This is a genomic window from Sulfurimonas sp. (genome assembly GCF_047622445.1).
Lineage (GTDB): Bacteria > Campylobacterota > Campylobacteria > Campylobacterales > Sulfurimonadaceae > Sulfurimonas.
Map to the genome: position 1 here is coordinate 1 of NZ_JBLHOE010000089.1, position 11,009 is coordinate 11,009.

At 34.2% G+C, this 11,009-nt stretch carries 14 protein-coding genes; 12 read left to right on the plus strand and 2 right to left on the minus strand.

Going from position 1 to position 11,009, the window contains the following annotated elements; all coding sequences use genetic code 11:
* Positions 1-215 precede the first annotated feature (215 nt).
* Positions 216-359 (minus strand): hypothetical protein, encoded by a 144-nt coding sequence (locus tag ACI9TV_RS14810; RefSeq protein ID WP_415251599.1) that lies wholly within the window; start codon positions 357-359, stop codon positions 216-218.
* 168 nt (positions 360-527) lie between these two features.
* Between ACI9TV_RS14810 and metK the strand changes: the two genes are divergently transcribed.
* The 11 genes from metK to ACI9TV_RS14865 all read left to right on the plus strand — a co-directional run bounded on the left by metK (position 528) and on the right by ACI9TV_RS14865 (position 7,898).
* Positions 528-1,685, plus strand: a complete 1,158-nt coding sequence (gene metK / locus ACI9TV_RS14815; RefSeq protein WP_415251600.1) for a methionine adenosyltransferase — start codon at positions 528-530, stop codon at positions 1,683-1,685.
* A 94-nt stretch (positions 1,686-1,779) separates the two neighbouring features.
* A complete protein-coding gene (locus ACI9TV_RS14820) occupies positions 1,780-2,064 on the plus strand; it encodes a 4Fe-4S dicluster domain-containing protein (RefSeq protein ID WP_415251601.1) in 285 nt (94 codons plus the stop codon).
* A 190-nt stretch (positions 2,065-2,254) separates the two neighbouring features.
* Positions 2,255-2,668, plus strand: coding sequence for a nucleoside-diphosphate kinase (gene ndk, locus ACI9TV_RS14825; RefSeq protein WP_415251602.1), 414 nt, complete (start codon positions 2,255-2,257; stop codon positions 2,666-2,668).
* Between the two features lie 3 nt (positions 2,669-2,671).
* Positions 2,672-3,019, plus strand: coding sequence for a hypothetical protein (locus ACI9TV_RS14830; protein WP_415251603.1), 348 nt, complete (start codon positions 2,672-2,674; stop codon positions 3,017-3,019).
* Between the two features lie 24 nt (positions 3,020-3,043).
* Positions 3,044-3,193 carry a 50S ribosomal protein L32 gene (gene rpmF / locus ACI9TV_RS14835; protein WP_275847106.1) on the plus strand — a complete coding sequence of 50 codons (150 nt, stop codon included), beginning with the start codon at positions 3,044-3,046 and terminating at the stop codon, positions 3,191-3,193.
* A gap of 3 nt (positions 3,194-3,196) precedes the next feature.
* On the plus strand, positions 3,197-4,192 hold the full coding sequence (plsX, locus tag ACI9TV_RS14840) for a phosphate acyltransferase PlsX (RefSeq protein WP_415251604.1): 996 nt from the start codon (positions 3,197-3,199) through the stop codon (positions 4,190-4,192).
* Between the two features lie 10 nt (positions 4,193-4,202).
* Positions 4,203-5,204, plus strand: coding sequence for a beta-ketoacyl-ACP synthase III (locus tag ACI9TV_RS14845; protein ID WP_415251605.1), 1,002 nt, complete (start codon positions 4,203-4,205; stop codon positions 5,202-5,204).
* A 7-nt stretch (positions 5,205-5,211) separates the two neighbouring features.
* Positions 5,212-5,652 carry a hemerythrin domain-containing protein gene (locus ACI9TV_RS14850; protein ID WP_415251606.1) on the plus strand — a complete coding sequence of 147 codons (441 nt, stop codon included), beginning with the start codon at positions 5,212-5,214 and terminating at the stop codon, positions 5,650-5,652.
* A gap of 12 nt (positions 5,653-5,664) precedes the next feature.
* Entirely contained in the window at positions 5,665-6,957 is a 1,293-nt protein-coding gene (locus ACI9TV_RS14855; protein ID WP_415251607.1) for a hypothetical protein, read from the plus strand.
* A 7-nt stretch (positions 6,958-6,964) separates the two neighbouring features.
* Positions 6,965-7,486, plus strand: a complete 522-nt coding sequence (locus tag ACI9TV_RS14860) for a shikimate kinase (RefSeq protein ID WP_415251608.1) — start codon at positions 6,965-6,967, stop codon at positions 7,484-7,486.
* Complete coding sequence (locus tag ACI9TV_RS14865; protein WP_415251609.1) at positions 7,479-7,898, plus strand: thioredoxin family protein; 420 nt, start codon at positions 7,479-7,481, stop codon at positions 7,896-7,898. Before ACI9TV_RS14860 ends, ACI9TV_RS14865 begins: the two co-directional genes overlap by 8 nt.
* Here ACI9TV_RS14865 and ACI9TV_RS14870 read toward each other — a convergent pair.
* Positions 7,891-9,378: a diguanylate cyclase domain-containing protein gene (locus tag ACI9TV_RS14870; protein WP_415251610.1), complete on the minus strand. Its 1,488-nt coding sequence runs from the start codon at positions 9,376-9,378 to the stop codon at positions 7,891-7,893. The genes ACI9TV_RS14865 and ACI9TV_RS14870 overlap by 8 nt on opposite strands.
* Positions 9,379-9,455: 77 nt before the next feature.
* Between ACI9TV_RS14870 and hisD the strand changes: the two genes are divergently transcribed.
* Positions 9,456-10,748 carry a histidinol dehydrogenase gene (hisD, locus tag ACI9TV_RS14875; RefSeq protein ID WP_415251611.1) on the plus strand — a complete coding sequence of 431 codons (1,293 nt, stop codon included), beginning with the start codon at positions 9,456-9,458 and terminating at the stop codon, positions 10,746-10,748.
* Positions 10,749-11,009: the final 261 nt, after the last annotated feature.

The following is an 11,009-nucleotide window of genomic DNA, read 5'->3' on the forward strand; positions in this document are numbered from 1 at the left end:
ATGCAAATGATGATTCAAACCATGATTCAACTGACGATGCAAATGATGATTCAAACGATGATTCAAACGATGATGTAAACCATGATTCAACTGACGATTCAAATAACGCTCTATAACTATATAGCACCTTAAGTCTCTCATGTTTTATTAAGAGAAGTATCTTTAGTACTAATTTTAAATAGGTTTTTATCGTAATGAAATCAAGATAGCATTGCTTACTTGCTTGCAAGTGAGTTAAGGCTTGCTCTAATCGAAGAGTCTAATTTAGTTAATGCTTCTTTTACGACATCATCAAATACCTTTTCAGTAGCTTCAACATCATAGGTAGTTCCCCATTCAGTACTTTTAGAAATAGTCATATCTTTATTAAGTTCTTAAGTTTTTTTATACTCATATCGATATCTATTAAATCTAATTTGTCTATATCCACATTTCTAAAATTTATGTATTTATAGAACTGCTACAGACTTACGATATAATTCTCCCGATTTATAGAGCTAGACTTTATACTTCAATAAGGAAAATCGATGACTAAAGAGTATATATTTACTTCCGAGTCTGTAACAGAAGGGCACCCTGATAAGATGGCAGATCAAATCAGTGATGCAATTTTGGATTATATTATTGAACATGATACTCAGGCACGTGTTGCGTGTGAAACTGTGGTATCAAATGGTTTTTGTGTAATTGCAGGTGAATTGAAGACAACGGCGTATGCCCCAATGCAAGAGATTGCGCGAAAAGTAATTCAAGAGATAGGCTACACTGATGCAACGTATGGTTTTGATTATCGTGCGGCTGCAGTTTTAAATGGAATAGGTGAACAATCTCCAGATATTAATCAAGGTGTTGATCAGAGTAGTGGTGAAATAGGTGCGGGTGATCAGGGGATGATGTTTGGATACGCGTGTCGTGAAACTGATGTTTTAATGCCTTTACCAATTCATCTTGCACATCGTTTAACACGAAGACTTGCTGAAGTTAGAAAAGAGGGGATTGTCCCTTACATCCGTCCTGATGGAAAAGCGCAAGTGAGTGTAAAATATAGAGGAGATAAGCCAGTATCTATTGAGACTGTGGTTATATCTACGCAACATGCTCCAGATGTTTCACAAGAACAAATCCGTAAAGATATGATAAATGAAGTTATTAAAGAAGTAATCCCAGCAGATATGATTACGGATGATACTGTATACCATATAAACCCAACCGGAAAATTTGTAATTGGTGGACCTCAAGGTGATGCTGGACTTACTGGTAGAAAGATTATAGTAGATACATATGGTGGAAGTTGTCCTCATGGTGGTGGAGCATTTTCAGGAAAAGATCCTACAAAAGTAGATAGAAGTGCTGCATATGCTGCTCGTCATGTTGCAAAAAACCTTGTGGCTGCTGGAGCTTGTGATAAGGTCACAATTCAAGTTGCATATGCTATCGGTGTAGTGCAACCTGTTTCTATAATGGTTGATACTCATTTCACAGGGAAGGTATCCGAAGAAAAAATCGAAGCTTGTGTAAAGGAACTATTTGACCTTTCCCCTAAAGGGATTATAGAATCCTTAGACTTATTACGTCCAATATACAGACGAACTGCGGCCTATGGGCATTTTGGTAGAGAAGAAGACGGCTTTACTTGGGAGTTAACAAATAGAGCAGAGGAAATTAAAAACTATTTAGATTTGTAACGTTTACCTAATTTGCAGGTTTAGGGGGATACTTTTAGCTACATTTAAAAATCTAAACTGTATAGTTTGGTTACAAATTACATTAGGAGAAAATATGTCAGTAATAATTAACGACACATGTATTAACTGTGGTGCTTGTATAGACGAATGTCCAGTAGAAGCAATTGTAGATGAGGATGATAATCCAGAAGATGAGGATATTTATTACGTTTACTCTGATAAGTGTGTAGAATGTGTTGGTCACCATGACGAGCCAGCTTGTGCTACTGCATGTCCAACTGAAGGATGTATTACATGGGATCAAATTGGAGGCTCTCCTGAGCACCGTGATGATGTAACTCAAGATCAAAGAGATAATTTAGAGTCTGTTGTAGAATAGACCCTCTATATCTTTCCTAAAATGAGATTTTACTCATTTTACTGGTCGGGACTTTAGGTCCCTACAGTTTTAGATAGTTACAAAAAATAAATCTTTCAAAAAGCTCTCAAGCATTTTCTTTTTAATTTAAACACAAATAAATATTATTTTCGATATAATTCCGAACCAATTTTATATTACAGGAGATTTGATGGAAAGAACACTATCAATAATTAAGCCAGACGCAGTAGCTAAAGGTGTTATCGGAAAAATTTTAGACAGATTTGAGAGCAATGGTCTTAAATTAGCTGCAACAAGAAAAATGCAACTTTCTCGTGGTGATGCTGAAGCATTTTATGCTGTTCATGCAGAACGTCCTTTTTTCAATGACCTAGTTGATTTCATGATCAGTGGTCCAGTTGTTGTTACAGTGCTTGAGGGTGAAAATGCTATGCAGATTAACCGTGATTTAATGGGTGCTACAAACCCTAAAGAAGCTGAAGCTGGAACTATCCGTGCTGATTTTGCTGAAAATATAGATGCAAATGCAGTTCACGGAAGTGATTCTGTTGAAAATGCAGCTATCGAAATTGCATTTTTCTTTTCAGAAAGAGAAATTTCTTAAGTAATGATTGTTACTCTACGAAAAGTAGGTAAAACACCATTAGATTTTCAAATAAAATCTAATGAAATAACTTTTAAAGGTTATTTAGAGTATCATGCTGGTAAATTAATCTTGCTTCAAGCAGATTTAAATGGCTTAGTAGATGCTGAATGTAGCACATGCGGTGAAAGTTTTGACCTGAAAGTAGATGAAAAAGTTAAATTTTTTATTTCAGATGGTTTATATGATGGAGAGAACATCGATATTGATGTTGTTGAATCATTTACTTCTACCGCAGATCTTGATGAGCTTTTAATCTCTGAGATTGAGCTTATTAAGAGCGACTATCATAGTTGCGAAAATTGTAGATAAAAATTTAAATAAAGGATATAGATTATGGCAGTACCTAAGAGACGAGTCTCTCATTCACGTTCAGCGAAAAGAAGAACTCACTATAAAATTACTTTAGCTAAACCAGTTAAAGATGCAGATGGAACTTATAGATTACCACACCACATCAACCCAACTACTGGTGAGTATAAATAGTCAATGGTAAAGATTGCTATTGATGCAATGGGCGGGGACTTTGGTCCTGAGCCAATTGTTAAAGGTTGTGTAAATGCTCTCAAGAAAAAACAATTCATCCCTATTCTCGTAGGAAAAAAATCAGAAATTTTACCTCTGTTACCAAAACGTTATAGAGATAAGATTTCTATAGTAGAAACTGATGATGTTATTTCCATGAGTGATGCGGCAACTGATGCAGTCAAAAGAAAAGAAAGCACTATTTATATTGCAACTGAACTTGTAAAAAATGGTGAAGCAGATGGTCTTGTATCCGCTGGACATAGTGGTGCAACAATGACACTTGCTACGATAAGACTTGGTCGCCTAAAAGGTGTGTCTCGTCCGGCACTTGTAACATTTATGCCTACAAAAACTGGGGGAAAATCAATTCTCTTAGATGTTGGCGCAAATGTCGATTCAAAACCTGAGCATTTAGTACAGTTTGCCATTATGGGTGGCTGTTATGCACAAAATGTAATGGGGATTAAAGAACCTTCCATTGGTCTTCTTGCTAATGGTGAAGAAGATTCTAAGGGAAACGAAGTTACAAAAGCTACATATAAACTTCTTCAAGGTTACCCAGGTTTTAAAGGGAATGTTGAAGGTGGAGATATTTTTAATGGCTCTTGTGATGTAATTACATGCGATGGCTTTATAGGTAACCTTGTACTTAAAACGAGTGAAGGTGTAGCTTCGACTATTAGTGGGCTCATCAAAGATTATATTCGAAAATCCCCTATTGCAATTACTGGTGCACTTTTAATGAGAAAAGTTTTTAAACTTCTTAAAAAACAGATTGATTATGCTGAAATTGGTGGAGCACCACTTATTGGTATAAAAGGTTGTGCCATAGTGAGTCATGGTAAAAGTAACGCCAAAGCAATGGAAAATGCTATTTATCAAGCAATATCTTATGTTGACAATCATGTTAATGATCATATTTTAGAAGAACTGGAAAAATATAACGAAATAAACTAAGGATCTCTATATGGCTTATGCTGCGTTTCGCTCGATTGGTGCTTATGTTCCAAATAAAATTTTAACAAATGAAGAACTTTCAAAAATGGTTGACACCTCTGATGAGTGGATCACGAAAAGAACAGGCATAAAAGAACGTCATATTGCAGCAGAGAATGAAACTACAAGTGATATGGGTGTAGAGGCTGCGAAACTAGCAATAGAACGTAGCGGTATAGATGCATCTGAAATAGACATGGTTGTATGTGCTACTATTTCACCTGATTATTTTTGTATGCCATCTACGGCTACAATCATTGCAACAAAATTAGGTCTTCCTCCTGTTATGGCATTTGATATTTCAGCTGCATGTACCGGCTTTGTATATATTTTAGGGATTGCTAAAGCATTTATAGAATCAGGCATGAAGAAGAATGTTCTTATCATTGGATCTGAAAAACTCTCAGCTATAACTGATTATACAGACCGTGGAACATGTATATTATTTGGTGATGGCGCTGGTGCTGCTGTTATTTCTGCAACGGAAAATAAAGATGAAGCTATTATCGATGTTCATACTGGCGCTGATGGTACATATGCAGATTTACTTATGACACCCAACGGTGGAACTGGCTCACCTCATGATTCTTTAGAAGCTGAAGCTGGAGCATGTTTTATGCAAATGAAAGGAAACGAAACTTTTAAAGTTGCAGTTCGTACCTTAACTAAAGATGTAAAAGAAATTTTAGAAGATAACAATGTAGAAAGTGATTCAGTAAAACATTTCATCCCTCATCAAGCAAACTATAGAATTATAAAAGCAGTGGGTGATGCACTTAAAATGAGAGAAGAACAAGTTGTTCTTACAGTTGAAAAGTATGGAAACACTTCAGGTGCTTCTATTCCAATGGCGATGAATGATGTATTTGAACAAGGTAACTTAAAGACAGGTGAACTTATGCTTCTTGATGCTTTTGGTGGTGGACTTACATGGGGTTCAGCACTTGTACCTTTTTCACCTTTAAAAAAATAGGATAACTATGAGCACTATAAAAGAATACTTAACAAGTGATCATAGAAGATGTGATGAGCTTTTTGCACAGATGGAAGAGACAGCTGTAAAGTCACTTGATGATGCAAAAACATTATGTATAGCTTTCATAGAAGCTTCTGAAAGACATTTCCAAATGGAAGAAAAAGTTATGTTTGTAGAGTTTGAGACAAAAACTGGTATGACGCAAGGTCCAACGCAGATGATGCGAATGGAACATACACAAATGAGAGCACTGAGTAAAGATATGTTAGCTGCTTTAGAAGCGGGGAATAAAGATAAATTTTTCGGTTTTAGTGAAACACTCATGATTTTACTCCAACAACATAATATGAAAGAAGAACAGATGCTATATACAATGGCACAGCAACATTTAAATGCAGAGTCTGATCGTATAGTAGATATGATGGATTCAATAGTCGTAGACTAGTTAGGATCTCTTTTGGAACTTAACGGACTCTCAATAGAGCAAGCCCCACCTATATCCGTACCTCTTCGTTTTTTTCTTAGCGCACCACTTTTCGGTATTTTAGCAGGTGTTTTAATTTTCTTTAGTGATGTTGCTACTTTAATGAGTAGATACTCTTTAGACTCTATAGTTATTACTCATGTTATTACTATAGGTTTTCTTGGGTTCATTATGCTTGGAGCTATATCGCAGATGCTTCCTGTTTTAGCAGGTGCTAGAATTCCTAAGGTAAAGCAAGTAGCTAGTATCTCTCATGCTTTATTACTCGTTGGTTCGCTATGTATGTTTCTTGGAATCTATACAAGCAATACAATATATAATATTATAGCTTTTGCAGGGCTAGGTCTTGGCTTTTTACTTATTCTCTCTGCTATATCACTTTCTTTGAAAACTGTTACAAACTTTAACGCAACGGTGAAGGGGATTAGTGCAAGTATCTTTTTTGCTTTTAGTACTGTTTTAATGGGACTTTATCTTTTACTCTCGTATATTACGCAAGATATATCTTCTGTACATACAATTGTCTCAAATGTGCATAGTGTTTGGGCTATATTTGGTTTTGCAGGGATTTTAATAATAGGAGTTGCCTTTCAGGTACTTCCAATGTTTTACGTAGCCCCTCATTTTAAAGATTTTTGTTTAAAACGTATTGTTCCTATTCTTTCTATTGGTTTATTTGTCTGGCTTTTTTTAAATATTTTTTATGAAGAGTATGCATTTCTAGCAAAGTTTTGGGTCGCATTGTTCTTCTGGGCATTTGCAACAACTGTAGCTATAAAGCTTTTAAAACGTCGTCGTCCTATTAGCGATGTAACTGTATGGTACTGGGGAAGTGCAAGTATATTTTTTACATTTGGTTTATTTCTTTGGGTAGCTGATGAGTATCTAGAACATGAATATATCACTCTCGTAGCTGTCCTTATAGGTGGTGGCTATATACTTTCTGTTATGAGTGGAATGATGTATAAAATTATTCCATTTCTTGTATGGTTCCACCTTAATGCTAAAGGCTATATGAGCATACCAACAATGAATGAGATGATAAACAAGAAACTCGCAAAAATACAGTTTATTTTGTTTATACTCGCTTTGCTTGGATTTATAGTTTCTTATTTTGTCCCAGAACTATTGCAAATTGCAGCATTTAGTTTTATAGTAAGTATGATTATCCTAGAATACAATATAATTGCACCAGTATTACTGTATAGAAAAACTCTGCTTTTAAAACCAGATTTTGATATGAGTATGATGCAAGCATCAAACTAGGAAGAAAATGAAAAAAACAAATATTATTTTAATCGGATTTATGGGTGTAGGAAAGGGAAGTGTAGCAAGAGAAATTGTTAAACATTCTTCGTATATTGCTATAGATACAGATGATCTTATTGAGAGTATGGAAAACAAAAAGATTAAAAAAGTCTTTGAAGAAGACGGAGAAGAATACTTTCGTTCTTTAGAAAAAGATGTTTCTTTATGGTTAGAAAAAAGCGTTGAAAATACACTGATATCAACCGGTGGTGGGTTTTACAAGGTTGAGAATTTAAAAAAGATTGGTACAATAGTGCTTCTTGATTCTCCATTTGAAAATATTCTTAAAAGAATTCAAGATCATCCAAATGCAAAAGCAAAATTGAAAAAAAGACCACTTCTAAGTGATTTAAAAGCAGCAAAAAAACTCTATAAAGAAAGACGACCAGAGTATTTAAAGCTTGCAGATATTGTAGTAGATGTAACAGACAAGAGTGCAGAAGAATGTACAAAAGAAATTTTAAAAAAGGTAAAAAAACATGTTTAAAAATATAATAATATCTTTAGTACTTGTAGCTTCATCATTATTTGGAGCTGAGATTAGTTGGGAAAAAGATTATGAAAGTGGTGTTAAAAGAGCAATGGCTGAAAATAAACCAATGTTTTTCATAATGTCTAAAACTACATGTCCTCCATGTATAAGATTGAAAAATACAACTTTTAAAGATGAGAGAGTAGTGAAGATGTTAGATAAACATTTTGTATCTGTAATTGCTTATGTTGATAAAGGTGATCACGTTCCAAGAGTACTTCATGCACCATATACCCCAAGTTTATGGTTTTTAAAATCAAATGGTGAACCAAGATATGAACCATTAGTAGGTGGAGTGGATGCTGAGAGCTTTTTAAAAGCTCTTGATATTGTAAAGAAGGATTTTGACAAAAGTCAGACTAAATAGTTAGAATTTCGTAACGGTTTCTTCCACTGTCCTTTGCTTCGTAAAGGGCACTATCTACTTCTACATAAAGTGAATCTGGACTTTGTGTATTAGAACTATGAATAATCCCAACACCGATAGAGATAGTAAGATGGTCACATACGCTACTATGTTCATGTTTAATTGCAAGTGCTTCTATATTGTCTAAAACTTTTTGAGAAATACTTTCTACTCCTGATTCATCCTTAGCATTAAAGAGTACACCAAATTCTTCACCACCAAGTCTGTACACAGCATCATCCGGTCTGTTAAATGTTTCTTTGAGTGTGTTTGATACACTTTTTAAAGCAACATCTCCTTGTTGATGTCCATAGTTGTCATTAAATGGTTTAAAGTGATCAATATCTAGCATCATAAAGACTAAAATTTTATTTTCTCTTTTTGCAAGACTTAACCTTTGGGTAAAGTTTTTATCAAATTCTCTTCTGTTGAGCAAACCGGTCATTCCATCAGTCATAGAAACTTCTTCCAGTTGTTTGTTACTTGTTATATCATAGACAATCATATCATACCCTGATATCTTATATTGGGAATCTAAGATACATTGTATTTCTGCACGTATCCAAGCTACATTCTCTATATAGATTTCGCCATTCCATGATTTTCCTGACTTAATAATTTTTTTAATCTCTAGAATTTGTTCTTCCTTATTTCCAAAGAGTAAATTAGTTGAACAATTGATTACATCACTTTTCTCGAGATTAAATAGTCTTGCTAGAGACTCGGTTACGTTTAGTAATTGCATTTGTGTATCGAGTTTTGCAATGTTTACATTTTGTTCTATAAGATGGAAATGTCTATTAATATTTTCAGTTGATTTAGCTAAGTTACGTAGAACATAAATTGTGATAGAAATGGATAGAACAAGGATGATAGATAGTATTATAGAAATTATAATAATTGCTTCTATTTTTGAGCTTTTAGCATTCTCATTATATGAAATCGCCTTATTATATGCAAAATTTTTGAGAGTAAATACTAAGGAATTAAGTACTTCGACATAAGTAGCCTCTTGTTCTTTATGATGAAGCGCTTTGGTATCTTTTTTATCTATGCGCATATCAATTACTGAGTCTCGAAAAGCTTCCCATTTTATGAATGCATTGTAACTCTTGTCGATGTCCTGAATATCGCCTAGATATCTTAGATAAATTAGTTTATATGCATCTACAATATTTTGATGATGTTTGGCAATTTCTGTATGGAGTCTATGCATACTTTTTATATTATTTGTAGTCATCACCATTTCCATTTTATGTTGGATGTGTACGGATTGAGTCTCAACATTTTGTATAGCATAACTCACTGTGAAAGGGTGTTTGTACATATTTTCGGTTATTTCACTTAGCCCTAGCATCTTGTAAATAGCAGTTAATCCAAGTATAGTTGAAAATAGTATGATAGAAAGAAAGGCGAAGAGCAAATTCTTGTTTGATGTCATTATGTTCCCTTATACGAATGACTTATGATACTACAATTTAGATATAATTTCAATAATTACACTAAACAGGAAAATTTATGATATTTACTACAACAAACTCTACCACTTTTATAACTGAATTTGAAGAAATTCTTGGTCGTGGGAAAATGGATATGGAACATGTAAGCTCTATAGTTGGAAATATTATTAATGAGATTAAGACTGATAAAAACAGTGCTTTAAAACAACATATTGCAAAGTTTGACAAGTGGACACCAGAGAGTGACGCGGATTTAAAAGTTGATACTAAGTATATGGAAGAAGCGTATAACAATCTTGATAATGATTTAAAATCAGCACTTCATCTAGCACACGATAGAATCAGAGTTTACCATGAAAAACAAAAGCCAAAATCATGGTTTGATGATGAGCCAAATGGAACGATACTCGGACAACGTGTTACGCCAGTGGATAGTGCCGGACTTTACATTCCTGGTGGAAAAGCAGCATATCCATCTTCACTTCTTATGAACGTGATTCCTGCTCAAGTTGCGGGAGTTGAAAATATTGTTGTATGTACTCCGACACCTGAAAATGAGATAAATGATCTTCTTCTTGCTGCATGTCATTTGTGTGGAGTTGAAAATCTTTACAAAGTTGGCGGGGCATCTGCAATTGCTGCTATGGCATACGGAACAGAGACTATCCCAAAGGTTGATGTTATTACAGGACCAGGAAATATTTTTGTTGCAACTGCGAAAAAGATGGTATATGGTGAAGTAAACATTGATATGATTGCAGGACCAAGTGAAATAGGAATTTTAGCAGATGATTCAGCAAATGCAAATCATTTAGCGATTGATTTACTTTCTCAAGCGGAACATGATGAGATGGCAAGTTCAATTTTAATTACTCCATCTCAAGAATTAGCAGATGCAGTAAAAATAGAGATTGAAAAATGGTTGCCAGAACTTTCTCGTGAAGTGATTGCTCGAAAATCTATTGAAGAACGTGGAGCGATTATTGTTACTAAGACTATGGAAGAAGCGATTCACTTAATGGACCAAATCGCACCTGAGCACTTAGAAGTTGCAACTGTTTCACCATTTGAGTTACTTCCTCTTATCAAACATGCTGGAGCAATTTTCTTAGGTCATAATTCTCCTGAGGCGATAGGTGATTATGTAGCTGGACCAAATCATACACTTCCTACCGGCGGGACTGCAAAGTTTTACTCGCCTCTAGGCGTTGAGAACTTTATGAAGAAAACTTCTATTATCTCTTTTTCTAAAAAAGGTATAAATGAAATTGGTGAAGCTTGTGCTTTAATTGCAAATACCGAAGGTTTAACTGCTCATGAGCAATCTGTAAGAGTTCGTTTAGATAAATAATTTTCAAACTTCTAGTTTTTACTGAAGAAATTTTTTTTATATAAAAATAGTTATATAAACTATTTTTATATAACCCATCGCTTCTTACTTATTTCAATATACCCTTACAAATACAACTAGTAATCTTACTATTAATTGGAATAAAAAGATATAAATACTATTTATATATATGATTAAATTAAGAACAAAGAGTGTTAAATATGAATGGATATTCAATACTATCAAATATACTCATTATCACAAATATATCAAATGTTCCCC